Origin of the sequence: Mesorhizobium sp. M0771, from assembly GCF_040320155.1 — a bacterium.
GTDB lineage: Bacteria > Pseudomonadota > Alphaproteobacteria > Rhizobiales > Rhizobiaceae > Mesorhizobium.
In genome coordinates this window covers 1-23936 of record NZ_JAMYPC010000035.1, presented here as the reverse complement: position 1 = coordinate 23936, position 23936 = coordinate 1, and the positions used below count along the sequence as shown (strand labels likewise).

Below are 23936 nucleotides of genomic sequence, written 5' to 3'. Positions count from 1 at the left end.
TTTGAGAAACTTTTGTGCCAGTTCAAACCCAGACGGTCTGGCCAGACGGTCCGGTCCGTGAATTGCGGCTCTGCCATCACCCTCCCGTGGCAGTTCCGAAGCTGTCACGCCGTCAATGTCACGCCAGTGCTACCTAACTGTCAATGAAATGTTGTGACTTTTTTTGGGTGTTTTGCCCGAAACCACGAGCAATTCCTTTAAAAACGGCGGCATTGCCCTAAAACCGGGCAGGCCGCAAAATTCAGGAAGCCAGATGATCCATTCGAAACGGCATGGCGAAATCCTCCGCCTCCTCAAGGAAGAGGGCACCGTCACCATTGCCAGCCTCGCCGACCGGCTGGGGGTTTCGCTTGAAACGGTGCGCCGGGATGTCAAGCCACTGACCGGCAATGGCTCGGTGCTCAAGATGCATGGCGCCATCGGCCTGCCGTCGATGGCCGGCGAAGCGCCCTTCGAGCGGCGCATGCGCGACAATGCCGAGGCCAAGCGGCTGATCGCCCGCATGGTCGCTGCCACCATTCGCGACGGTGAATCGGTCATGCTGGACACCGGCACCACGACCTCGTTCCTGGCCCGCGAACTGCTCGGCCACCGGCGGCTGACGGTCGTCACCAACTCGTCCGATATCGCCCGCACGCTGGCCACCGTCAATGGCAACAAGGTCTATATGGCCGGCGGCGAATTGCGCAGCGATTCCGGAGCCGCCTTCGGCGCCTCGGCGATCGATTTCGTCAGCCGCTTCTCGGTCAGCCATGCGGTGATTTCGATCGGCGCCGTCGATGCCGCCGCAGGCCTTGCCGACTACGATCTGGAAGAGGCGGAGTTCGCCCGCATGGTGCTGTCGCGCGGCCAGCGCTCGCTGGTCATCACCGACCACACCAAGTTCGGTCGCCAGGGTCTAGTCCAGGTCTGCGGCTTCGACGGTTTTTCCGAACTCGCCACCGACCAGCCGCCGCCGCGCGACATTGCCTCGGCACTTGCCGAGGCTGGAGCGCGCCTCAGCATCGCTGCCGCCTAGCCAAATACCAGCGGCTGGTGCGCCGCAATCCCGGCCATGCCGCCACCCGAGCCGCGAAGGCGATGTTGTGCATCATGCGCGCCGCGTCGCCCGGCCGCAGAAGATGTCATTGTGGGGGAAGAATTTCTTTTTCACACATCCCGCTCTTCGCAATGTCCATGCAACTTGGCAGCTGCAAACAGCGCCTCGTCGAAATGCGGGCCGGGCGAATCGCCCGCATCAGCAATGAGGCCACCATGCTGCAAACGATGCCTTGTCTTTCCTCATGGCCTGGACGCTTGCGCGCTCCGACCTGGAAGCCGACCCGGCTTGGCCGGACATTCCGCAACTTTCCGCCGGCGACGGTGTATGACGGTGTATAAGGTGTCCAGGATCAAGAACCTCAAAACCTATGACTGGCGCTTCGCATGACTGATCCACTGTCGGCGATCCTGGGCTTCGGCCTGCTCGGCGTCGCCTGCCTCGCCTTCACAGAAAAGATCCTGCCGCTGCCGCCCTCGCATGTGCTGCTGCTGTTCCTCGGCATGACGGCAGCCCCCGATCTCCCGGCGCTGGCGATCCTGCTTCTGGTAACGACGCTGTCCGCCATCACAGGCTGCCTTGTCTGGTATAGTTTGGGTCGTCGGATTGGCTTGGATCGTGCCGACAGGCTGGTCCAGCGTTTCGGCAAATATGTCTGCTTGCGCTATGCGACCTACAGCAAGCTTGGTCAGGCCTATCGCCGCCATCATGTCCGGGTCTCCTTGCTGGCGCAGTTCATCCCGACGGTTCGCAACTATCTGCCGATCGCGGCCGGCGCGCTCCGTCTTCCACTCTTGCCCTTCGCGGCGGCGACGCTGCTCGGCGCCACGCTATGGAACACCGGCTTCCTCGTCACCGGCTACCTTATGCGCGGCAGCGGCAGGGATTCCTATGCCATCGGTTTTCGCATCATCATCATCGTCATGGCGCTGGAGACGGCGTTTATGCTCGCGCTTCGCTACGGTCCTGCCTGCCGGCGGCGCCTCGGGTTCGGCTGACCAGGAGGCGCCTCAAGCAGTATGGGTATAAGCTCCGCCTTCGGCTTTCCTTCCCCGGCGCGCCGGTGTTTAGTCCGGCCATGGCTTTCACCATCCGCCAGCTGCAGTTCTTCATTGCCGTCGCCGAGCAAGGCACGGTGTCGGGCGCCGCACAAAACCTCTCCATCTCGCAATCCTCGGTCACCGAGGCGATCAAGGAGCTGGAGAGCGATCTCGGCGTCGAATTGTTCGAGCGCCATCCGCGTGGCCTCAACATTACCCACAAAGGCCACCAGTTCCTGCGCCATGCGACCAAGATCCTGGCCGACGTCTCCGACGCGCGCCGCGCTTTTTCCGACGACCAGGTGGTGGCCGGCGGGCGGCTGCAGCTCGGCGTCACCTCGCTGGTCGCGGGCTATGTGCTGTCCGATCTGCTGGCGCGCTACCGCCGCGCCTATCCCGGCGTCGATGTCTCGGCCATCGAGGACAATGGCGACTATCTCGAACATCTGCTGATCGGCGGCAAGCTCGACATTGCCGTCATGGTCACCTCCAATTTGCGCGACCGCACCGCGCTGCAGTCGGAAATCCTCGAGGTCTCGGCCTACCGGCTGTGGGTCCCGCTCGGCCACAAGCTGGCCAGCGCCGACATTATCGGCATAGGCGACATTGCCGGCGAGCCGCTGATCATGCTGACCGTCGACGAGATCGAGGAGAACACCGGCAAGCTTCTGGCGGCGATCGGCGCCAGGCCGCATGTCGCCTTTCGCACCCGCTCGGTCGAAGCCGTTCGCAGCCTCGTCGCCACAGGTGCGGGCGTGGCGTTGCTGCCCGACCTAGTCTACCGGCCGTGGTCGCTGGAAGGCGACCGCATCGAATCGCGCGACATTTCGGGTTCCCTGCCGGTCGTCCAGGTCGGCATGGTCTGGCGCCGCGGCTCCGGTCTGCCGCAGGCGTCGCGCGACTTCATCGGCCTTGCCCAGTCGCAGCGTATGGTACGCCAGCAGCGTTGATAGGGTGCGTGGTTATCTATCGGAAAAACCGATATCGCGTTTCTGATAAATGAATTTGCGAAACCGGAATTTTCCGAGCACTTTTCATGTCAGGGACGAAAGCCGCCATCAGAGCGGCAACGTGCCATCGGATGAACTGACGCTTTTCAGCCTGCGGCTGACCGCGGCGGCGACTCGCTTCGCAGTCAGGCGCCAAATGGAGATTGACGATGAATTCATTCCTGAAGACGTGCACCGCCTTGACGGTCGCGCTGACCTTTTCCGGTCAGGCCGTCGCCCAGGTCAAGGAACTTGGCAAGGGCGAAGGGGAGGTCAGCATCGTTGCCTGGCCGGGGTACATCGAGCGCGGCGAAACCGACAAGGGCTATGACTGGGTGACCTCCTTCGAGAAGGAGAGCGGCTGCAAGGTCAACGTCAAGACCGCGAACACCTCCGACGAGATGGTCTCGCTGATGAATGAGGGTGGGTTCGATCTAGTCACCGCTTCGGGTGACGCATCGCTGCGCCTCGTTGCCGGCAAGCGCGTGCAGCCGATCAACACCGATCTCATCCCGAGCTGGAAGGCGGTAGACGACCGTCTGAAGGATGCGCCCTGGTTCACCGTCGACAAGGTGCATTACGGCGTTCCCTATCAGTGGGGCCCGAACATCCTGATGTACAACACCGATGTCTTCAAGGAAGCGCCCAAGAGCTGGAACGTCGTCTTCGAGGAAATGAACCTGCCGGACGGCAAGTCCAACAAGGGCCGCGTCCAGGCCTATGACGGCCCGATCCACATCGCCGACGCCGCCAACTATTTGATGTTCCACAAGCCGGAACTCGGCATCAAGGATCCCTACGAACTGAACGAGGACCAGTACAAGGCCGCACTCGAACTGCTGCGTGTTCAGCGGACGCTGGTCGGTCGCTACTGGCATGACGCCGCCATCCAGGTCGACGATTTCCAGAACGAAGGCGTCGTCGCTTCCGGTTCGTGGCCTTACCAGGTCAACACGCTGGTTGCCGCCAAGAAGCCGGTCGCCTCGACCGTGCCGGAAGAAGGCGTCACCGGCTGGGCCGACACCACCATGATGGAGGCCGACGCCGCGCATCCCAACTGCGCCTATATGTGGCTCGAGCATTCGCTGTCGCCCAAGGTCCAGGGCGACGTCTCGGCCTGGTTCGGCTCGCTCCCCGTGGTGCCCGCTGCCTGCAAGGGCAACGAGCTGCTCGGCGAGGAAGGCTGCAAGACCAACGGCTACGAGAACTTCGACAAGATCAAGTTCTGGAAGACCCCGGTCTCCAAGTGCGCAACCCAGAACGACCAGTGCGTGCCTTACTACCGCTGGGTGTCCGACTATATCGGCGTCATCGGCGGGCGTTGAGCTCCCTTTAACCCACCCCCTTGTGGGGAGGGTCGACGCGCAGCGTCGGGGTGGGGGCAGCGCTGACGTCCGGTGCTAGTCACCCCCACCCGCGGCTTCGCCGCGACCTCCCCATCGAGGGGGAGGTGAAGTGCCGTGCCCGCTGGCCTGATTGGTGGCGGCAAGAGCTATTTCGACGAACCACAAACCGGCAACAGATCAGGACAGCCCATGACCTCGGCCGTTTCCTTCCAGAAAGTCTCTCGCCATTTCGGCAGCGTGCGCGCCGTCGATGCGGTCGATCTCGACATCGTGCCGGGCGAGTTCTTCGCCATGCTCGGTCCGTCGGGGTCCGGCAAGACTACCTGCCTGCGCCTCATCGCCGGCTTCGAGCAGCCGACATCGGGCTCGATCTCGATCTTCGGCGACCGCGCCGAGGGCGTGCCGCCCTATCGCCGCAACGTCAACACGGTGTTCCAGGACTACGCGCTGTTCCCGCATTTGAACGTGCTGGACAATGTCGCCTACGGGCTGATGGTCAAGGGCATCGCCAAGCCGCAGCGGCAGAAGGCGGCGGAAGAGGCATTGTCACTGGTGCGGCTTCCCGGCTATGGCGCCCGCCGTCCCGGCCAGCTCTCCGGCGGCCAACGCCAGCGCGTCGCGCTGGCCCGTGCGCTGGTCAACCAGCCCAAGGTGCTTTTGCTCGACGAGCCGCTCGGCGCGCTCGACCTCAAGCTGCGCGAGAACATGCAGGAAGAGCTGAAGTCGCTGCAGAAGGCGCTCGGCATCACCTTCGTCTTCGTCACCCATGATCAGGGCGAAGCGCTGTCGATGGCCGACCGCGTTGCCGTCTTCAATGACGGCAAGATCATGCAGATCGGCACGCCGGAAGACATCTACCAGCGGCCCAGGACACGCTTCGTCGCCGATTTCGTCGGCTCCTCCAATGTGTTGCCGCCGGATTTCGTCCAGCGTTATTCCGGCCAGGACCGCTGGGGCAGCCTGCGCCCCGAATCGATCCGCATCGGCAGCATTGCGAAAGGCGAAGGGGTTGCCGCGCGCCTGGTCGGAACCAACTATCTCGGCGCCACGACCAGGCTGGCGCTCGACGCCGACGGCTTGAGGCTGCACGCCATCGTGCCGGCCGGGACAAAGCTGCCGGCGGAAGGCGAAGCGGTGGTGCTGACGTTCAACCGCGAGCATTTGCATTTGATGGACGAGCCGGCATGATTGAGGTTTGCGCCAAGCACCCCCCTCTGTCCTGCCGGACATCTCCCCCTCAAGCGGGGAGATTGGCTGTTCCTCCCGGTTTCGCCAATCTTCAACGTTGGGGATTTGGCGAGGCAGCGAAACTGCTGATCTCCCCCCTTGAGGGGGAGATGTCCGGCAGGACAGAGGGGGGTGTGAAAGAACCCGGCTTCTCAGGGTTCCTTCAGCACGCGGTCTCCCCATGACCATCGCCGCGCTCAACTCAACCTCCGCCCCCGCCATCCTGCCCGGCAGCGGCGGCGTGCGCGGTGCGCTGTCCGACCTGTTCTGGCGCAAGCCGCAACTGCTGCTGTTCCTCATGTTGGCGCCGCCGGTGCTGTGGCTCGGCGTCGTCTATATCGGTTCGCTGTTCGCGCTCTTGGCACAGAGTTTCTTCTCGATCGACGAATTTTCCGGCCTCATCAACCATGAGTTCACGCTGAAGACCTATGGCGACCTGTTCCAGCCCGCCAATCTCGACATCATCCTGCGCACGGTGACGATGGCGGTGCTGGTCACGCTGGCCTCCGCCGCCATCGCCTTCCCGATCGCCTATTATGCGGCGCGCTATGCCCGGGGCCGCTGGAAGGCGCTGTTTTATCTCGGAATCATGCTGCCGCTGTGGTCGAGTTATCTGGTGAAAATCTACGCCTGGAAGTTGATCCTCGCCAAGGAAGGCATTCTGACCTGGCTGCTGGCCAAATTGCATCTGCTCTGGGCGCTCGACGGCTGGCTGTCGCTGCCGGTCGTCGGCGGCAACTCGCTGTCGGTCTCCGCCACCGGCACCTTCATCGCCTTCGTCTATGTCTGGCTGCCGTTCATGATCCTGCCGGTGCAGGCGGCATTGGAGCGCGTGCCCGGCAATCTGGTCGAGGCGTCCTCCGATCTCGGCGCATCGCCGGGCCAGACCTTCCGCAACGTGCTGTTCCCGCTGGCGCTGCCCGGCATCGTCGCCGGCTCGATCTTCACCTTCTCGCTGACGCTGGGCGACTACATCATCCCGCAGATCATCGGCACGTCGCGGCTGTTTATCGGCCAGGCCGTCTATTCGCAGCAGGGCACCGCCGGCAACATCCCGCTCGCCGCCGCCTTCACCGTCGTGCCCATCGTCATCATGGGTTTCTATCTCTGGGGCGCCAAGCGCATGGGGGCCTTCGATGCGCTCTGACGGTTCGCAATCCGCTCCGCTCGGCCTCAAGATCGCTGCCGCCTGCGGCCTGCTGTTCCTGCATCTGCCGATCTTGTTGATCTTCGTCTACGCCTTCACCACGGAAGAGAAGAGCTTCGTCTGGCCGCCGCCGGGGCTGACCACACAATGGTTCGCCGTCACCTGGAACCGGCCGGATGTCTGGCAGGCGCTGTCGCTTTCGGTCCGTGTCGCCGCCATCTCGACCGCGATTGCCTTGATACTGGGCACGCTGTGCGCCGCCGCCGTGTCACGGACGAAATTCTTCGGCCGCGAGACGATCTCGCTGCTCGTCATCCTGCCGATCGCGCTGCCCGGCATCATCACCGGCATCGCGTTGCGCTCGGCCTTCTCGCTAGCCGACATCCCGTTCTCGTTCTGGACGATCGTGCTCGGCCACGCCACCTTCTGCGTTGTCGTCGTCTACAACAATGCGGTCGCCCGTTTCCGCCGCACTTCCGGCTCAATGATCGAGGCCTCGATGGATCTCGGCGCCGACGGCTTCCAGACCTTCCGGCACGTCGTGCTGCCCAACATCGCTACCGCTCTGCTTGCCGGGGGGATGCTCGCCTTCGCGCTCTCCTTCGACGAGGTCATCGTCACCACCTTCACCGCCGGCCAGCAGCAGACCGTGCCGATCTGGATGCTGGAAGAGCTGATCCGCCCACGCCAGCGTCCGGTCACCAATGTCGTCGCCATGGTCGTGGTGCTGGTGACGCTGCTGCCCATCCTTGCCGCCTATTACCTGACCCGCGACGGCGACCAGATCGCCGGTTCGGGCAAATGAAGAACAGCGAATAGGGAGTAGCGAATAGCGAATAGGGAGATTGCACGACCAGCCCTATTCGCTACTCGCTATTCGCTACTCGCTCCTGACCAAGGAGAACCCGCATGGACACCCAGATGCTGATCGGCTCGAAGTTCGAGAACGGCACCGACACCGAGGAGCCGATTCTGAATCCAAAGACCGGGGCGACCATTCTCAACCTGCCTGAAGCCAGCCAGGCGCAGATCGAGGCGGCTGTTACTGCCGCCGGGCGAGCGTTCGTCTTGTGGTCACGCACAACGCCGGCGCAGCGCTCCGGCTATCTCCTCAAGATCGCCGACCGCATCGAGGCCAACGCGCGGGAGTTCGCGGCGCTCGAGGCGCTGAATTGCGGCAAGCCGATCAACGCCGTGCTCAATGACGAAATCCCGGCGATCGTCGACTGCTATCGCTTCTTTGCCGGCGCGGTACGTTCGATGCCGGGCGTGGTCGCCGGCGAATATCTGCCCGGCCACACCTCGATGGTGCGGCGCGACCCGATCGGCATCGTCGCTTCCATCGCGCCGTGGAACTATCCACTGATGATGATGGCCTGGAAGCTGGCGCCGGCCATTGCCGGCGGCAACACCGTCGTCTTCAAGCCGTCGGAGCAGACGCCGCTGACGGCGCTGAAGCTGGCCAGGATCCTGGCCGAGGTTCTGCCCGAGGGCGTCGTCAATGTCGTGCTCGGCCGCGGCGACAGCGTCGGCAACACGCTGATCAATCACGCCAAGGTCAACATGATTTCGATCACCGGCGACGTCGCCACAGGCAAGAAGGTGCTGCAGGCCGCCGCCAAGTCGGTCAAGCGCACGCATCTGGAACTCGGCGGCAAGGCGCCGGTCATCGTTTTCGACGACGCCGACCTCGGCGCCGTGGTAAACGGCCTGCGCGCTTTCGGCTACTACAATGCCGGGCAGGATTGTACAGCCGCCTGCCGCATCTATGCCGGCAAGAAGATCTACGACAAGCTCGTCGCCGATCTCTCATCTGCCGTCTCGACCATCAAATACAACCAGCCCGATGACACCAAAAACGAGATCGGGCCGCTGATCTCGCGCCGCCAGCGCGATCGCGTCTCGAGCTTCGTCGAGCGCGCTTCGGAACTGAAGCACGTCGAGATCACCACCGGCGGCAAGCCCGGCGAAGGCTCCGGCTTCTATTACCAGCCGACGGTGGTTGCCGGCGCGCTGCAGGAAGACGAGATCGTGCGCCGCGAAGTGTTCGGTCCGGTCGTCTCCATCACCCGCTTCTCCGAAGTCGATGAAGCCGTGAACTGGGCCAATGACAGCGACTACGGCCTGGCATCCTCGGTGTGGACCAAGAACGTCTCGCGCGCCATGGCGACGGCCGCCCGTCTGCAATATGGCTGCACCTGGATCAACACCCATTTCATGCTGACCAACGAGATGCCGCATGGCGGGCTGAAGCAGTCCGGCTACGGCAAGGACATGTCTCTCTATGCGCTGGAGGATTATACCGCCGTTCGTCATGTGATGGTGGCGCATGGGTAGAGGCCGCCACTATCTCTAAAATATTCGCCACCGCGTTTTCTGTATATTAAGCGTGAGTTACCTTTGCGGTACGGCGGGAGTTCACGATTTACTGAATATTCAACCTGAACGAGCAGCCTCTTGCCGGGAAACTGCGCGGCGAGGGGTTTGCGCATGAACACGACCAAGATCAAGCTGGTACTCATTGGCGGCTTCTGTCTGCTGATCGCTGTGTTCGGCGGCAAGGACATGATCAAGAAGAGCGGCTGGCCCGAGGCGCCTGCTGAAATCCTCGCGGTCAATGTCGAATGCGACATGGAATCGACCGCCCACAAGATTGTCTACAAGACCGTCAGCACCGCCACGATCCCGTGCGAACTGGTTGATGCGTTCAAGACGGTTCATGCTGACAAAGAGTGGAAGGTGACCCAGAAATTCACCGGCACCTTGTGCGTCGGCACCGGCGCCGATGCCGTCGAGGCCACGATGGAGCTGAACAAGAACGGTGCCCGCGAACCGCAGGTCGGCGACAAGCTCACCGTCGTCCAGAACCCCGCCAACCCCACCCAGATCGAACGCACCGGCATGACCGGCACGCGTTTGACGATCGTCATTGGGGCTGGACTGCTCGGCGCGTTGCTTCTCTATCTTGCTTTCAAACCCCGCCGGCGGATGTCGACCTCCGCCGTGGCGGGCAACCCTGCCGGAAATGCCGGCGCGGACCAGCGCGCGCGCCAGGCCGACGCCTTGATAGCGGCGGCCCTGGCCAAGCAGGCCACATTGCCCAATCACCCGGCACGTGTCGCGGCTGCCGGATCGGCCAGGGAAGGGCGGTTTTCCGGGCAGCGGACGAGTTTCGGCCGCCGCAACTGATGGCCGAAAACTGCTGCACCTGCCACGGCTACTCCACGATGCGGTAGATGTTCCAAAGGCTGGTGCCCGACACGACGTAGGGCTCCATCTCCTTGCCCCATTTGGCGTGCGCGTCGATCTTGCCAATCCTGGCGAAGAATCCCTCCAGCTGGGCAAGGCTTTCGACCTGATGATGCGATTCGACCGTCGCTTCCCGAGCTCCGACCGAACCGGTCATGATCTGGAACTCGAGATCGGCAATGCCGACCTGAGAGCCGATCTCGCGTTCCCATTTCTTCAACAGGTCGAGCACGGTCTGCTTGTGCCCGAACTTGGCGTCGATCTGCCATCTGGCGCTGAACATTTTTGTCTCCTCCAGTTTTGCGGCCCAAACCGCGGTTGATCTTTCCGCGGTGGAACTACTCGTCCCAGGCCTGCACGACGGTCTGTCGTGCAATCCGCCCATTCTTCAGCTCCAGCATCGCCGCGCAGAACACTTTCGTTCCGTCCGGATAGGCGCAGGCCTGGGTGAAGGCGAGATTGTCGCCATCGGCGATGGTGGTGTCGACCTTGTGGGTCATCGCCCGGCTGCAGATGTCGTCCCAGAAGGTGCTGATCGCCGCCCGGCCGCGGATCTCGCGCGGCTTGCTCGGCGGATTGTTGCGGTCGATCACCCGCACCAGTGCGTCGTCGGCATAGAAGCTAGCGAGCATCCTGCCGTCCCGTCCTTCGATCGCTTTCTTGATCGCCGCGCCGTCCACGCTCTGCGTCTTGGTCAGCATCTTCTCCTCCATGGCCCGTCGATCGGGCGGTTGATGATCAAGCACTGCCCGGCGCGCACCGCCGGGCGTTTGTCTTTCACTGCGACTTGGCTTTGACGGCTGCGAACACGCCGTCGGTCTGTTGTTTGAAGGTCGCGAAGTCGACCTGGCTGCCGTTGAGCATCGTCGACCAGTGGCGCACGATGGCCGCCATCGCGATCGCTTCCTTGATCTCCTCATCGGTCGCGCCATTGAGCTTGGCGGCCTCGGTGTGGAAATAGATGCAGTACTGGCAGGGGATCTGCGAGGCGACGGCCAGCCCCAGCAGTTCCTTGGTCTTGCCGTCGAGCGCGGTCTTGGGGTTGAGCTGCACACCCTTGATCTCGGCCCAGGCGCCGGCAACCGCGACATCGGGCAGCGTCTTGAACATGTCCGGCACTGAGCCGAGCGTCGCCTCGATGTCCTTGTAGGCGGCGGCCGCCGAGGCATCCTCGGCTCTGGCGGGAGCGATCGTGAACAACGCGCCAACGCCTGCCGCTATCACCAGCGATTTGATCGACCTGTTTGACTTCAGCATTGCATCCTCCATCCGCAGTGCCTTTCCCGGCGACATCCGCCTGGCCTGCATGGAGAGAATTGGTACGCCTCGACCCCACCTGGCCGCTTCGCCCGAAAGCGCCATGGTCCCTATGGCCCGTCCGGGCCAGCCTGCCTGGCGGAAAATGCCGCTGCCGCCGCCCGTGACGGCAAATCGAGCTTCAGCAATATGTTGGCGACATGACGCTTGACCGTATGCTCGCTGAGCCTCAGCTCGGCGGCGATCGCGGCATTGCTCTTGCCGTCGGCGATCAGGATCACCACCTCGCTTTCGCGCGCCGTCAGTTGAGCCGGCTCGGCGGGTTTCGCCTTGGGGCGGCAGGCCGGCTCCAGGTGCTGTTCCGACGTTGCCTGGACCAGCGCCAGCGGCTCGTCCAGCTCATCCACCGTGACACGCCCGGCATCGATGAAATGCAGGCCGGACCCCGCCGCCAGATCGGCGGCCAGCCGCGACGCCAGAATATCGCCGCGCCCGGCATGGGCGGCGATCTGCATCGTCACCCGTGCCATCAGCCCCACCGGCGGCCCGCGCATTTCGACCTCACCGACATGGGCGCCCTGGGCGCTTGCAATGCCCATATGTTGCGCCGCATCGCGCAGTGCCGCCGCGCAGCGTATGGCCCGCGCCGGCCCGTCGAAGCGCGAGATCATCAATTCGCCATGGATGCCGGCGACGCGTCCGCCATGACGGCCGACCAGCTGCTGCCAGCTCTCCTGGAAGCGCTCGCTACGTTCGCTCCACATGCGGTCGCCAACCCGCGCCGTGTCGTAGATGCGTGTCGCCAGAAGAGCGGCAAGCACGCGCTCCGCTTCGGCCACGGCACGCTCGCCGGTCAGGAATTCCTCGATCAGGTCGGCCACCCGGTCGACATCGCCGGTCCAGATCGGGTGGTCGCGCCCGGGGACCTCGACCAATCGCGCATTGGCGATCTCTTTCGCCAGGAAGCGGCTGGCGTCCGGGTCGACCCGCGCGTCGTTGCGGCGATGAATGAGCAGTGTCGGTGCGCCGATCGCCGAAAGCACGCCGCGCACATCGATTCCGGCATTCATCCGGGCAAGGGCTGCCGCTGCCGTCGGACTGGCCGACAGCCGCTCGAAGCGGGCCCACCACTGGGTGAAATGCGCATCATCTACCCGGCCGGGAGCGAAGTTGGGCAGTGTGGCGCCCGTGCCCCATTCCGTGCCGGCCGTCGCGATGAAGGCCTCGAGGCGCTCCGGCGACATCACCCATTTGTGGAAATGCGCATAACCGCCATAGAGCGCCAGCGCTCGTGTCCGTTCCGGATAGGTGGCGGCAAACAACATTGCCATCGGCGCGCCTTCCGAAGCGCCGAGCAAGGCCGCGCGGCCGCTGCCGGTGGCATCCATCACCGCGCGCACATCGTCCATGCGGGTTTCGAGGCTGGGCAGGTGGCGTGGGTCGACGCGGTCGGACAGGCCGGTGCCGCGCTTGTCGAACAGGATAAGCCGCGAGAACGCCGAGAGCCGTTTCAAGAGCCTGGCGTAGCCCTCGTCTTCCCAATGCAGGTCGAGATTGGAGATGAAGCCGGGCACGAAAACCAGGTCGAACGATCCCTGGCCGACCACCTGATAGGCGATCCGCACGTCGCCGCTGAGGGCATATCGCGTCTCGATCGGCCTCACGTTGCTATCCCGCCCGGCCAGACGATTTCTGATCGCCGACCATAGCAGACGCCCGGCGGATGCGGCAGCCAAACTTTAGATATAGCCCGCGGCGAGCCGTGTTCGCCCGCCATTTCTGGGGGAGGCTATTTCTGGGGAGCGGCGCTCTCTGCACCCGTGGGTTGGACGTAGCCGATGCTCACATCGGCCTGCTCCTCGGTCTTCGGCCGCTTGATCCTGGCCGAGGCCACGACGACGAGTTCGTCAAAACCTTCGCCGCCGCTGTCCAGCATCTCGAAGAACTGCCGGCGCATCCTGGGCTCCCAGAACTTGTTGATGTGCTCGGCCACGCCCGCCACACCTTCCTCGCGGGGCCTTGAATGGAAGAAGGCGGCGATCTGGTTGGCCATGCGCACCAGCTTTTCCCCGGTGCTCGTGATGTGTTCTTCGTTATGCGACATGCTGGGCAACTCCCAAGACCACCCGTTCCGGGTGGGTGAAAACATCGAAATCATCGCCGCGCACCAGCGCTACCAGCGTCATGCCGGCCTCATCAGCGGTGCGGATGGCGAGCGCTGTCGGCGCCGACACGGCGATGATGAAGGCGGAGCCGATCGTCGCCGTTTTCTGCACCATCTCCACCGAGACGCGTGATGTCACCACCACCGCGCCCGATGCACCGTCAATGCCGGCCTTGGCCAGCGCGCCGGCCAGTTTGTCCAGCGCATTGTGCCGGCCGACATCCTCGCGCGCCATGACGATGCCTTTGCCGGGAATGTAGAAGCCCGCTGCATGCACGGCGCCGGTTTCTGAATGCAGAGGCTGCACCTTGGACAAAAGCTTTACCGAACGGGTGATATCGTCGGCTTCAAGCGTAAGCTTGGACGCACCAACCTTGTCGACCGAGCGCATCGCTTCCTCGATCGATTCGATGCCGCATAGCCCACAGCCGACCGGACCGGCCAATCGCCTGCGTCGCGCCTCGAAGCGCGTATTGGCCTGGTCCTTCAACCGGATCTGGATATCGATCCCGGCGCCATGGTCCTCGACCTCGATCGCCTCTATCTCGTCAGGCAACGCGATGATGCCTTCGGTCAGCGAGAAGCCGAGCGCGAAATCCTCGAAATCGGCCGGGCTCGCCATCATCACCGCATGGGTGGTGCCGGCAAAGGAGAACGCCACCGGCGTCTCCTCCGGCACCATGCGGTTGGCCGATGTCGTGCCGCTGGCGCGGTGGGCAAGGCGAGAGATTTGGGTGGTGGCTTGGCGTTTGCGGGTCACGAGGCGCGCCCCTCTGCCCTGTTCGTCCTTAGCAGTAGCTGTGGAGGCTCGCGCCTTTCCTCTCCCCCGTCGACCGGGGGAGAGGTGTCAAGCGAAGCTTGACGGAGTGGAGGTCGACTGCTCGCCAGATAGGTTGGTTTGCCTGCTCTTTGGGTTGTGCGCGACTTTCGACGGCTGCGTGTTGCGGGGCCGGCTTCCCCCACTCCGTCGCCGCTTCGCGGCGCCACCTCTCCCCCCTCCGGAGGGAGAAGAAAGGCGCCAGGCGGCATAAGCTCGCGTCCTTCCTGACGGAGTAGGGGTCGACCAACCGTCAAGATTGAAGCTCTTATTGTCGAACGCCGTGGCAAGACTACTCCGCCGCTTCCAGCTTTGCGATGCGGCGGCTCTGCTCGGCCTGCTCGTTATAATCGCGCTGCCAGTCCGAAGGCCCGTTGGAGGCGCCGACCTGCACCGCGGTCACCTTGTACTCCGGGCAGTTGGTCGCCCAGTCCGAGAAGTCGGTGGTGATGACGTTGGCCTGCGTGTCGGGATGGTGGAACGTTGTGTAGACCACACCTGGCGACACCCGGTCGGTGATCAGCGCACGCAGCGTCGTCTCACCCGAACGGCTGGTCAGCCGCACCCAGTCGCCATCGCGCAGGCCGCGGTTCTCGGCATCGTGCGGATGGATCTCCAGCCGGTCCTCCGAGTGCCACATGACGTTTTCGGTGCGCCTTGTCTGTGCACCGACATTGTACTGGCTGAGGATGCGACCGGTGGTCAGCAGCAACGGGAAACGCGGCCCGGTCCGCTCGTCGGTCGCCACATATTCTGTGCGGATGAACTTGCCCTTGCCGCGCACGAAGCCGTCGATATGCATGATCGGCGTGCCGAGCGGCGCCTTCTCGTTGCAGGGCCATTGCACCGATCCGACACGGTCGAGCAGATCGAAAGAGACGCCGGCGAAGCTTGGCGTCGTTTTGGCGATCTCGTCCATGATTTCGGAGGGATGCTGGTAGTTCCAATCCAGCCCGATCGCGCGGGCAAGCTCCTGTGTCGCTTCCCAGTCGGCATAGCGCGCCTTCGGCTCCAGCACCTTGCGCACCATGTTGATGCGGCGCTCGGCATTGGTGAAGGTGCCGTCCTTTTCCAGGAAGGTCGAGCCCGGCAGGAAGACATGCGCGTAGTTAGCTGTCTCGTTGAGGAACAGGTCGTGCACGACGACGCATTCCATCGCCGCCAGGCCGGCCGCGACATGCTTGGTATCAGGGTCGGATTGCAGGATGTCCTCGCCCTGGATGTAGATGCCCTTGAAGGATCCGTCGACGGCGGCATCCAGCATGTTGGGGATGCGCAGGCCCGGTTCGTCGTCGAGCTTCACCCCCCACAACGTCTCATAGATGTCGCGCACCGCCTCGCCGGAGATGTGGCGGTAGCCCGGCAGTTCATGCGGGAACGAGCCCATGTCGCAGGAACCCTGCACGTTGTTCTGGCCGCGCAGCGGATTCACCCCGACGCCCGGGCGGCCGATATTGCCGGTCGCCATGGCAAGGTTGGCGATAGCCATAACCGTGGTCGAACCCTGGCTGTGTTCGGTCACGCCGAGGCCGTAATAAATCGCGCCATTGCCGCCCTTGGCATAGAGCCGTGCAGCACCTCGGATCAGTTCGGGATCGACGCCGGACAGCTTGCCCACGATTTCGGGGCTGTTTTCCGGCAAGGCGACGAAAGAAGCCCAATCCTGGAACTCCGCCCAGTCGCAGCGATCGCGGATGAAGGCTTCGTCGAAAAGCCCTTCGGTAACGATGACATGCGCCAGCGCCGTCAGCACCGCCACGTTGGTGCCGGGCTTCAGCGGCAGGTGATAGTCGGCCTCGATATGCGCCGACTTGACCATTTCGGTGCGGCGCGGATCGAGCACGATCAGCTTGGCGCCCTGGCGCAGCCGCTTTTTCAGCCGCGAGGCGAACACCGGGTGCGCGGAAGCCGGATTGGCGCCGATGATGACGGCGACATCGGTGAAATCGACGGAATCGAAATCCTGCGTGCCGGCCGAGGTGCCATAGGTCTGGCCGAGGCCGTAGCCGGTCGGCGAGTGGCAGACGCGCGCGCAAGTGTCGACATTGTTGTTGCGGAAGCCTTGGCGCACCAGCTTCTGGACGAGATAGGTCTCTTCATTCGTGCAGCGCGAGGACGTGATACCGCCGATCGAGGTGCGGCCGTATTGATACTGGATACGGCGGAATTCCTTGGCCGTATGGGCGATGGCCTCTTCCCAACTCACCTCGCGCCAGGGATCGCTGACCTTTTCCCGGATCATAGGCGACAGGATGCGGTCCTTGTGGGTGGCATAGCCATAGGCGAAACGGCCCTTCACGCAGGAGTGGCCGTGGTTCGCCTTGCCGTCCTTGTAGGGCATCATGCGAATGACTTCGTCGTCCTTCACTTCTGCCTTGAACGAGCAGCCGACGCCGCAATAGGCGCAGGTGGTGACAGCGGAACGCTCGGGCATGCCTTTCTCAAGCACGGTCTTTTCACGCAGCGCATCGGTCGGACAGGCCTGCACGCAGGCGCCGCAGGACACGCATTCGGAGGCGATGAAATCCTCGTGCATGCCGGCGACCATGCGCGATTCGAAACCGCGGCCCTCGATCGTCAGCGCGAAGGTGCCCTGCACCTCCTCGCAGGCCCGCACGCAGCGCGAGCAGACGATACATTGCGCCGGATCATAGGTGAAATAGGGGTTGGACTCGTCGCGGGCGATGTAGTCGACCGCCAGCGAGCCATGGCCGGGCGCGACGCCGTTTTCCTGCTTGACGTGGTTGCGGCCCTCAATGCCGAAGCGGTTCTCGGTCAGGCCGACCGATTTCGCCACAACGTCGAACTCGCTGGCGCCGGTGCCGGCCTTCTCGTTCCAGCCGGTCGGGTGGTCGGAGACGTAAAGCTCCATGACACCGCGGCGGATGGCGTCGAGCCGCTCGGATTGCGTGCGCACCACCATGCCTTCGCCGACGGGGGTCGTGCAGGATGCCGGCGTGCCGCCGCGCCCGTCGATCTCGACCAGGCAGACGCGGCAGGAGCCGAACGAGTCCAGCATGTCCGTGGCGCAGAGTTTTGGGATCTCGACCCCGCCTTCCATCGCCGCGCGCATGATCGACGTACCCTCCGGCACGCTGATGCTGCGGCCGTCGACGATCAGCGTAACCTGCTTTTGCGCCTTCGATTCCGGGGTTCCGTAATCGAGTTCTTCGATGAGTGTCGGGAAGTCGGCCTTGATATTCATCTGCCAGCTCCTATTCAGCAGCCACGCGCGCCGGCGCGGGCTTGAAATCTTCGGGGAAATGGGTGATCGAGCTCATCACCGGATAGGGCGTGAAGCCGCCCAGCGCGCAGAGCGATCCGAACTTCATCGTGTTGCAGAGATCGGTGACCAGTGCCAGGTTCTTCTCCGGCTCGATGCCGGCGGCAAGCCGGTCGATGGTCTCCACCCCGCGTATCGAGCCGATGCGGCAGGGCGTGCACTTGCCGCAGCTTTCGATGGCGCAGAACTCCATGGCAAAGCGCGCCTGCTTCAGCATGTCGGCCGTGTCGTCGAACACGGTGATGCCGGCATGGCCGATCAGCCCGTCGCGCTTCGCGAACTCTTCGTAGTCGAACGGCGTGTCGAACAGGCCGCGCGGGAAATAGGCGCCGAGCGGGCCGCCGACCTGCACCGCCTTCACCGGGCGACCTGTGGCCGTACCGCCGCCGATATCGTCGACGATCTCGCCCAGCGTCATGCCGAACGCCGCCTCGAACAGGCCGCCGAACTTGACGTTGCCGGCGATCTGTATCGGGATCGTGCCGCGCGAGCGGCCCATGCCGAAATCCTTGTAGAAGGCAGCACCCTTGTCCATGATGATGGGCACGGAGGCCAGGCTGATGACGTTGTTGATCACCGTCGGCTTCCCGAACAGACCCTGGATTGCCGGCAGCGGTGGCTTGGCTCGCACCACGCCGCGCTTGCCTTCAAGGCTGTTCAGCAGCGAAGTTTCCTCGCCGCAGACATAGGCGCCGGCGCCGACGCGGATTTCCATGTCGAAGGCGTTGGGCGAACCCAGCACGCTGACGCCGAGCACGCCTGCCTTGCGGGCGACCTCGACAGCCTTGTTCATGACAGCCACCGCATGCGGATATTCCGAGCGGATATAGACGAACCCCTTGGTCGCGCCGGTGGCGATGCCGGCAATCGTCATGCCTTCGATGAGCACGAAGGGGTCGCCCTCCATAATCATGCGGTCGGCAAAGGTGGCGCTGTCGCCCTCGTCGGCATTGCAGACGATGTATTTGCGGTCAGATGTCGTATCGAGCACCGTCTTCCACTTGATGCCGGTCGGGAAGCCGGCGCCTCCTCGGCCGCGCAAGCCCGATTCCGTGACCTGTTTGACGATGTCGAGCGGCGCCATGGCCACCGCGTTCTGCAGGCCCTTGAGCCCGCCCAGTGACTTGTAGGCATCGAGCGATAGCGGGTCGTTGATGCCGCAACGCGCAAAGGTCAGGCGCGTCTGCTTGGCCAGGAACGGGATTTTGTCGGGCGCGCCCAGCCAGCGCTTGTGATGCCCGCCGGTGAGAAAGCCGCTGTCGAACAGGCTCTTGACGTCCGATGGCTTGACCGGCCCGTAAGCGACGCGGCCCTTTTCGGTCGCGACCTCGACCATCGGTTCGAGGAAATAGGCGCCGCGCGAGCCGTTGCGGACGATCTTGGCCTCGACACCCCGTTCGGCCAGTTCCGCACGAACAGCCTTGGCGACTTTTTCGGCGCCGAGCGCCAGCGCGCCGGAGTCACCTGGAATGTAGATGCGCGGGATCATGAGCGTACCTCCGCGACGATCTCTTCGATCTTCTCGTCATCGAGCCGCCCGATCACCTCACCATCCAGCATCGCCGACGGTGAACAGGCGCACAGCCCGAGGCAATAGACAGGCTCAAGCGTAACCGATCCGTCGCGGGTGGTCTCATGGAAATCGATGCCGAGCAACTGCTTGACCTTTGCGGCGATCGCATCCGAACCCATCGACTGGCAGGCTTCCGCCTGGCAAAGCTTGAGCACATGCCGGCCAGCCGGCCGGGCACGGAAATCATGATAGAAGGTCACGACGCCATGCACTTCGGCCCTCGACAGGTTCAGCCCATCGGCGATGACGGGCACGGCGTCCTGCGGCACGTGGCCAAATTCTTCCTGGATCTCGTGCAGGATCGGCAGCAGGGGGCCTTCGAGGCCCTTCAACTCCTGGATGATCGCCGCCGTGCGCGACTGTATCTCGGTACTTGCAGGCTGCATCGTCACGCAGCGCCCTCCCTATCGTAGCGATCGATGCATATAATCGTCCAAAAGCATGAAGCAGTTTTGGAACAACGACATGCCTACGCCGCTTAATCGCTAAGTGCTTAAGAAATCAGAGAAAACCTCTGAAATCAATAAAGCGGTTTCGTTGCACGATAGAAAATTTCTATCGCGCCGATTGACCAGTTATGACTAGCTCAGCGATTGGCGCGGAAATCCTCTGCCAGCGCCATCGCCTCGTCCAGCAGCGCCTGCACCAGCGGCGTGTGCGGTTCGCGCGGCGCGGCGACCAGCCCGACCGTGTGGCTGGCATCCGGTTCGACGATCGGAATGGCCCGGATCGGCTCGGAAAAACCGAATGTTTCCGCCAGGTTGAGCGGCATGATCGACGACCATTTGCCTGTCCGTATGTGGGAGAACAGCACGATCATCGAGTTGGATTCCAGTGTCGGCCGCACCTGCACGCCGGCCTCGGCCAGATGCTGGTCGATGATGCGGCGGTTCTGCATGTCCGGCGTCAACAAGCAGAGCGGCAGCTGGCTGATTTCGGCCCATGTCACTTTGTCGCGATCCGAATAGGGATTTCCGACCGCCGTGATCAGCTGGTAGCGCTCGTCATAGAGCGGCACGCTGGTCACCCGTCCGAGAGGCTCGTTGTCGAGATAGGTGATGCCGGCATCGACGTCGAAATTGCCGAGCAGCGACAACACCTCGATCGAGGTGCGCGACAGGATAGAGAAGGTGACGCCCGGATGCTTCTCGCGAAATGGCGTCGTAAGCCGCGCCACCATGGCGAGGGCGGTTGGGATGGCGGCAATACGGATACGCCCGGACAGGCCATGTCGCGCCGCCCGCATCTCTTCGCGCATGGTCCTGGAATCGCCGACGATGCGACGCGCCCACACCAGCACCTGCTTGCCTTCCGGCGTCAGCCCCTGAAAGCGCGAACCGCGATTGACCAGCATGACGCCGAGCTGGCCCTCCAGCTGCTTGATCCCGGCCGACAAGGTCGGCTGCGTGACGCCGCACGCTTCCGCCGCCCGGCCGAAATGCTCCTCCTTGGCCAGCGCGATGAAGAATTCGAGCTTGTCGATCATACCATCCGTCCGTTCGTTGCGCGCAAGGTCGGGGAAATTGCCTTTCGCCGCAAGCTCTACCCGCAATTGGCCATGCATCCACATCTTTGGGCCGGCTGGCTGTTTCCCCCGGCCGAACACGGCGCTATGTGGTTGGATGGAATACGAGGAGATCGGACATGCTGGGCTGGTTCCGCAAGCTTTTGCCGCGCGAAGATCGCTTCTTCGACCTCTTTGAACGGCATTCCCGCACCGTGGTCGGCGGCGCCGAGGCGCTGGAGCAGCTCCTGCAGGGCAAGGACATCGATCGTTGGTGCCAGAAGATCATCGATCTCGAGGACGAGGCCGATCATATCACGGCCGAAGTGCTGCTGGCGGTGCGGCGTTCCTTCATCACGCCCTTCGATCGCGGCGACATCAAGGACCTGATCCAGTCGATGGATGACGCCATCGACATGATGCACAAGACCGTCAAGACGGTGAAGCTGTTCGAAAAGAAGGAATTCGACCCGCTGATGCAGGAGATGGGCGGCGTCATCGTTGCCGCCTCCAGGCTGGTTGCCGAAGCAATCCCGCTGCTCAGCAAGGTCGGCACGCACACGGTACGCCTCAACGCCATCGCCGAAGAGGTGATGCGCGTCGAAAGCCGCGCCGACGATCTGCATGAGCAGGGATTGAAGGACCTGTTCAAGCGGCATGGCCGCAGCGATCCGATGGCCTACCTGATCGGCTCGGAGATCTACGGCCAGCTGGAGAAGGTGGTCGACCGCTTTGAGGACGTCGCCAACGAGATCAGCGGCATCGTCATCGAGAACGTTTAGGCAATGGAAGCCACCATCGCCTTTCCCGTGCTGATCGGCCTTGTCGCCGTCGCGCTGTTTTTCGATTTTCTCAACGGCCTGCACGATGCAGCGAACTCCATCGCCACCATCGTCTCCACCCGCGTGCTGAGACCGCAATATGCGGTCCTGTGGGCGGCTTTCTTCAATTTCATCGCCTTCATGTTCTTCGGCCTTCACGTGGCTGAAACTGTGGGAAAAGGTATCGTCGACGTCAGCATCGTCACGCCGGCGGTGATCTTCTCGGCGCTCGTTGGCGCCATCGTCTGGAACATCGTCACCTGGATTGCCGGCATCCCGTCCAGCAGTTCGCATGCCCTGATCGGCGGGCTCGTCGGCGCCGGCGTTGCAAAGGCTGGGCCCGGCGCCATCGTCTGGACCGGGCTTGGCAAGACGGTCGCCGCAATCGTCGTGTCGCCGGCGACAGGGTTTGTTCTGGCGCTGGTCCTGATCCTGGCCGTTTCCTGGCTGTTCGTGCGCCAGACACCGTTCGCCGTCGACAGCACCTTCCGCGTCATGCAGTTCTTTTCGGCCTCGCTTTATTCGCTAGGGCACGGCGGCAACGACGCCCAGAAAACCATGGGCATCATCGCCGTGCTGCTCTATTCGCAAGGTATGCTCGGCGGGACGTTCTACGTGCCGCTGTGGGTCGTCCTCACCTGTCAGACAGCACTGGCGCTCGGCACTTTGTTCGGCGGCTGGCGCATCGTTCACACGATGGGCTCGAAGATCACCCGGCTGAATCCGATGCAGGGCTTCTGCGCCGAGACCGGCGGCGCCATCACCCTGTTTGCCGCCACCTGGCTCGGCGTCCCCGTGTCGACCACCCATACCATCACCGGGGCCATCATCGGTGTCGGCGCCGCCCGCCGCGTCTCGGCCGTGCGCTGGGGCATTGCCGGCAACATCGTCATCGCCTGGATCGTCACCTTGCCGGCCACGGCTGCAATTTCGGCGCTCACCTACCTTGCGGTTGGCCTGGCAAGGTGAGGTGGACACCGTGGTGCTTGGAGTCGCTGCCAATCTGCACTATCTGAGCCGCAGCCAAACGCCTTAGGGAATAATGCATGTCCGTCACCAAGGAAATCGTCACCGAGCGTCTGAAGACGGTCAACGGGCCGGACTTCACCGGCAACATCGTCGACCTCGGCATGGTTTCGGAGATTTTCATCGCCGATTCGAAAGTGTTTTTCTCGATCACCGTTCCCGCCGCCCGCGCACAGGAGATGGAGCCGCTGCGCGCCGCAGCCGAGCGTGTCGTCAAGGCGATCCCTGGTGTCGCCGGCGCCGTCGTCGCGCTGACGGCGGAGAAGAAGGGCGGCGGCATGGAGGCTCCGGTTGCATCGCACCCCGCGCCCAGGCCGGCACCGACGGCCGCGCCCGCCGCGCCGCGCCCAGCTCCACACTCCCCAGCCCCGCACGCCCCGGCCTCGCAAAGCTCGGGCAAGCGCGGCGTGCCCGGCATCGAGGCGATCATCGCGGTGGCGTCCGGCAAGGGCGGCGTCGGCAAGTCGACCACCGCTGTCAACATCGCGCTTGGCCTCGCCGCCAACGGTTTGCGTGTCGGCGTGCTCGATGCCGATATTTATGGCCCGTCCATGCCCAGGCTGCTCAACATCCATGGCCGGCCGCAGACCGTCGACGGCAAGATCCTGAAACCGATGGAGAATTACGGCCTTAAGGTGATGTCGATGGGCTTCCTCGTCGACGAGGAGACGCCGATGATCTGGCGCGGTCCGATGGTGATGTCGGCGCTGACGCAGATGCTGCGCGAGGTCGAATGGGGCCGCCTCGACGTGCTCGTCGTCGACATGCCGCCCGGCACCGGCGACGCCCAGCTGACCATGGCCCAGCAGGTGCCGCTGGCCGGCGCCGTCATCGTCTCGACGCCGCAGGACCTGGCGCTGATCGACGCCCGCAAAGGATTGAATATGTTCAAGAAGGTCGACGTGCCGCTGCTCGGCATCGTGGAGAACATGAGCTATTTCATAGCCCCCGATACCGGCAAGCGCTACGACATCTTTGGCCATGGCGGGGCGCGGCGCGAGGCCGAGCGACTCGGCGTGACCTTCCTCGGCGAAGTGCCGCTGGAAATGGGCATTCGCGAAAGTTCTGATGAAGGTGCTCCGGTGGTGGCGTCGAAGCCAGACAGCGCCGAGGCGAAGATCTATCGCGGCATTGCTTCGAAGGTCTGGGACCGGGTCAACGAAGAACGCGGCGCGGCCGAAGCGGCGGTGCCGAACATCGTGTTCGAGTAGCTCGGATATCCCTCCCCCTTGAGGGGAGGGTGGCCCGAAGGGCCGGGTGGGGTCCGCGGTGACACGCTCGACGCTATTTCTTTACAAGTCGAGGCAGCTCAACTCACGTTGAGGCAGTTGAGGCGACCCCACCCGCCTCGCTTCACGATGTCCAGCCGATAGATGGGTAACACTTTGAACCGGATACATAGGTGACACTTCTCTCCCCCTATGCGTCCGCCGCAGCGCCAAGCGGATTGGTTG

General features: G+C 63.5%; 22 protein-coding genes. 12 read left to right on the top strand and 10 right to left on the bottom strand.

The window, feature by feature from the left end:
- Nucleotides 1-253 precede the first annotated feature (253 nt).
- The 9 genes from NKI05_RS30695 to NKI05_RS30655 all read left to right on the top strand — a co-directional run bounded on the left by NKI05_RS30695 (nucleotide 254) and on the right by NKI05_RS30655 (nucleotide 9977).
- Complete coding sequence (locus tag NKI05_RS30695; RefSeq protein ID WP_023685103.1) at nucleotides 254-1018, top strand: DeoR/GlpR family DNA-binding transcription regulator; 765 nt, start codon at nucleotides 254-256, stop codon at nucleotides 1016-1018.
- Between the two features lie 407 nt (nucleotides 1019-1425).
- Nucleotides 1426-2037, top strand: a complete 612-nt coding sequence (locus NKI05_RS30690; protein WP_023816928.1) for a DedA family protein — start codon at nucleotides 1426-1428, stop codon at nucleotides 2035-2037.
- A gap of 80 nt (nucleotides 2038-2117) precedes the next feature.
- The gene (locus tag NKI05_RS30685) at nucleotides 2118-3029 is read left to right on the top strand and encodes a LysR family transcriptional regulator (protein WP_023673412.1); all 912 of its coding nucleotides are present in this window, start codon (nucleotides 2118-2120) and stop codon (nucleotides 3027-3029) included.
- A gap of 209 nt (nucleotides 3030-3238) precedes the next feature.
- A complete protein-coding gene (locus NKI05_RS30680; protein ID WP_023692632.1) occupies nucleotides 3239-4393 on the top strand; it encodes an ABC transporter substrate-binding protein in 1155 nt (384 codons plus the stop codon).
- 210 nt (nucleotides 4394-4603) lie between these two features.
- A complete protein-coding gene (locus NKI05_RS30675; RefSeq protein ID WP_023692631.1) occupies nucleotides 4604-5602 on the top strand; it encodes an ABC transporter ATP-binding protein in 999 nt (332 codons plus the stop codon).
- Nucleotides 5603-5822: 220 nt separating this feature from the next.
- Entirely contained in the window at nucleotides 5823-6788 is a 966-nt protein-coding gene (locus NKI05_RS30670) for an ABC transporter permease (RefSeq protein ID WP_023698925.1), read from the top strand.
- A complete protein-coding gene (locus NKI05_RS30665; protein ID WP_023673416.1) occupies nucleotides 6778-7593 on the top strand; it encodes an ABC transporter permease in 816 nt (271 codons plus the stop codon). The genes NKI05_RS30670 and NKI05_RS30665 overlap by 11 nt, the downstream gene beginning before the upstream one ends.
- Nucleotides 7594-7697: 104 nt before the next feature.
- Entirely contained in the window at nucleotides 7698-9125 is a 1428-nt protein-coding gene (locus NKI05_RS30660) for a gamma-aminobutyraldehyde dehydrogenase (RefSeq protein WP_023685098.1), read from the top strand.
- Nucleotides 9126-9353: 228 nt separating this feature from the next.
- Nucleotides 9354-9977 (top strand): hypothetical protein, encoded by a 624-nt coding sequence (locus NKI05_RS30655; protein ID WP_352794024.1) that lies wholly within the window; start codon nucleotides 9354-9356, stop codon nucleotides 9975-9977.
- Between the two features lie 28 nt (nucleotides 9978-10005).
- Here NKI05_RS30655 and NKI05_RS30650 read toward each other — a convergent pair whose 3' ends face one another.
- From NKI05_RS30650 to NKI05_RS30605, 10 genes are all read right to left on the bottom strand, one after another.
- Nucleotides 10006-10320 carry a hypothetical protein gene (locus NKI05_RS30650; RefSeq protein WP_023738143.1) on the bottom strand — a complete coding sequence of 105 codons (315 nt, stop codon included), beginning with the start codon at nucleotides 10318-10320 and terminating at the stop codon, nucleotides 10006-10008.
- Between the two features lie 55 nt (nucleotides 10321-10375).
- Nucleotides 10376-10738 carry a nuclear transport factor 2 family protein gene (locus tag NKI05_RS30645; protein ID WP_023688799.1) on the bottom strand — a complete coding sequence of 121 codons (363 nt, stop codon included), beginning with the start codon at nucleotides 10736-10738 and terminating at the stop codon, nucleotides 10376-10378.
- Between the two features lie 76 nt (nucleotides 10739-10814).
- Entirely contained in the window at nucleotides 10815-11294 is a 480-nt protein-coding gene (locus NKI05_RS30640) for a carboxymuconolactone decarboxylase family protein (RefSeq protein ID WP_023688798.1), read from the bottom strand.
- Between the two features lie 110 nt (nucleotides 11295-11404).
- Nucleotides 11405-12958 carry an alpha/beta fold hydrolase gene (locus NKI05_RS30635; protein ID WP_023673422.1) on the bottom strand — a complete coding sequence of 518 codons (1554 nt, stop codon included), beginning with the start codon at nucleotides 12956-12958 and terminating at the stop codon, nucleotides 11405-11407.
- 125 nt (nucleotides 12959-13083) lie between these two features.
- Nucleotides 13084-13398, bottom strand: coding sequence for a formate dehydrogenase subunit delta (locus NKI05_RS30630; protein WP_023673423.1), 315 nt, complete (start codon nucleotides 13396-13398; stop codon nucleotides 13084-13086).
- The gene (gene fdhD, locus NKI05_RS30625; protein WP_031204309.1) at nucleotides 13388-14218 is read right to left on the bottom strand and encodes a formate dehydrogenase accessory sulfurtransferase FdhD; all 831 of its coding nucleotides are present in this window, start codon (nucleotides 14216-14218) and stop codon (nucleotides 13388-13390) included. Before fdhD ends, NKI05_RS30630 begins: the two co-directional genes overlap by 11 nt.
- Before the next feature lie 349 nt (nucleotides 14219-14567).
- Nucleotides 14568-17480, bottom strand: coding sequence for a formate dehydrogenase subunit alpha (gene fdhF, locus NKI05_RS30620; RefSeq protein WP_023673425.1), 2913 nt, complete (start codon nucleotides 17478-17480; stop codon nucleotides 14568-14570).
- A gap of 10 nt (nucleotides 17481-17490) precedes the next feature.
- Entirely contained in the window at nucleotides 17491-19047 is a 1557-nt protein-coding gene (locus NKI05_RS30615; protein ID WP_023673426.1) for a formate dehydrogenase beta subunit, read from the bottom strand.
- Complete coding sequence (locus NKI05_RS30610) at nucleotides 19044-19523, bottom strand: formate dehydrogenase subunit gamma (protein ID WP_023738147.1); 480 nt, start codon at nucleotides 19521-19523, stop codon at nucleotides 19044-19046. The genes NKI05_RS30615 and NKI05_RS30610 overlap by 4 nt, the downstream gene beginning before the upstream one ends.
- Nucleotides 19524-19717: 194 nt before the next feature.
- Nucleotides 19718-20617, bottom strand: coding sequence for a LysR family transcriptional regulator (locus NKI05_RS30605; RefSeq protein ID WP_031206262.1), 900 nt, complete (start codon nucleotides 20615-20617; stop codon nucleotides 19718-19720).
- A 158-nt stretch (nucleotides 20618-20775) separates the two neighbouring features.
- On the opposite strand from NKI05_RS30605, the gene NKI05_RS30600 reads away from it, so the two are divergent.
- From NKI05_RS30600 to NKI05_RS30590, 3 genes are all read left to right on the top strand, one after another.
- Entirely contained in the window at nucleotides 20776-21417 is a 642-nt protein-coding gene (locus tag NKI05_RS30600) for a DUF47 domain-containing protein (RefSeq protein WP_023673429.1), read from the top strand.
- A 3-nt stretch (nucleotides 21418-21420) separates the two neighbouring features.
- Nucleotides 21421-22425 carry an inorganic phosphate transporter gene (locus NKI05_RS30595; RefSeq protein ID WP_023688789.1) on the top strand — a complete coding sequence of 335 codons (1005 nt, stop codon included), beginning with the start codon at nucleotides 21421-21423 and terminating at the stop codon, nucleotides 22423-22425.
- A 77-nt stretch (nucleotides 22426-22502) separates the two neighbouring features.
- A complete protein-coding gene (locus NKI05_RS30590) occupies nucleotides 22503-23693 on the top strand; it encodes an Mrp/NBP35 family ATP-binding protein (RefSeq protein ID WP_286455680.1) in 1191 nt (396 codons plus the stop codon).
- Nucleotides 23694-23936 lie beyond the last annotated feature (243 nt).

Coding starts and splice junctions, on each gene's coding strand:
- NKI05_RS30695 (WP_023685103.1), top strand. CDS start 254: ATGATCCATTCGAAACGGCATGGCGAAATCCTCCGCCTCCTCAAGGAA.
- NKI05_RS30690 (WP_023816928.1), top strand. CDS start 1,426: ATGACTGATCCACTGTCGGCGATCCTGGGCTTCGGCCTGCTCGGCGTC.
- NKI05_RS30685 (WP_023673412.1), top strand. CDS start 2,118: ATGGCTTTCACCATCCGCCAGCTGCAGTTCTTCATTGCCGTCGCCGAG.
- NKI05_RS30680 (WP_023692632.1), top strand. CDS start 3,239: ATGAATTCATTCCTGAAGACGTGCACCGCCTTGACGGTCGCGCTGACC.
- NKI05_RS30675 (WP_023692631.1), top strand. CDS start 4,604: ATGACCTCGGCCGTTTCCTTCCAGAAAGTCTCTCGCCATTTCGGCAGC.
- NKI05_RS30670 (WP_023698925.1), top strand. CDS start 5,823: ATGACCATCGCCGCGCTCAACTCAACCTCCGCCCCCGCCATCCTGCCC.
- NKI05_RS30665 (WP_023673416.1), top strand. CDS start 6,778: ATGCGCTCTGACGGTTCGCAATCCGCTCCGCTCGGCCTCAAGATCGCT.
- NKI05_RS30660 (WP_023685098.1), top strand. CDS start 7,698: ATGGACACCCAGATGCTGATCGGCTCGAAGTTCGAGAACGGCACCGAC.
- NKI05_RS30655 (WP_352794024.1), top strand. CDS start 9,354: ATGATCAAGAAGAGCGGCTGGCCCGAGGCGCCTGCTGAAATCCTCGCG.
- NKI05_RS30650 (WP_023738143.1), bottom strand. CDS start 10,320: ATGTTCAGCGCCAGATGGCAGATCGACGCCAAGTTCGGGCACAAGCAG.
- NKI05_RS30645 (WP_023688799.1), bottom strand. CDS start 10,738: ATGCTGACCAAGACGCAGAGCGTGGACGGCGCGGCGATCAAGAAAGCG.
- NKI05_RS30640 (WP_023688798.1), bottom strand. CDS start 11,294: ATGCTGAAGTCAAACAGGTCGATCAAATCGCTGGTGATAGCGGCAGGC.
- NKI05_RS30630 (WP_023673423.1), bottom strand. CDS start 13,398: ATGTCGCATAACGAAGAACACATCACGAGCACCGGGGAAAAGCTGGTG.
- fdhF (WP_023673425.1), bottom strand. CDS start 17,480: ATGAATATCAAGGCCGACTTCCCGACACTCATCGAAGAACTCGATTAC.
- NKI05_RS30615 (WP_023673426.1), bottom strand. CDS start 19,047: ATGATCCCGCGCATCTACATTCCAGGTGACTCCGGCGCGCTGGCGCTC.
- NKI05_RS30605 (WP_031206262.1), bottom strand. CDS start 20,617: ATGATCGACAAGCTCGAATTCTTCATCGCGCTGGCCAAGGAGGAGCAT.
- NKI05_RS30600 (WP_023673429.1), top strand. CDS start 20,776: ATGCTGGGCTGGTTCCGCAAGCTTTTGCCGCGCGAAGATCGCTTCTTC.
- NKI05_RS30595 (WP_023688789.1), top strand. CDS start 21,421: ATGGAAGCCACCATCGCCTTTCCCGTGCTGATCGGCCTTGTCGCCGTC.
- NKI05_RS30590 (WP_286455680.1), top strand. CDS start 22,503: ATGTCCGTCACCAAGGAAATCGTCACCGAGCGTCTGAAGACGGTCAAC.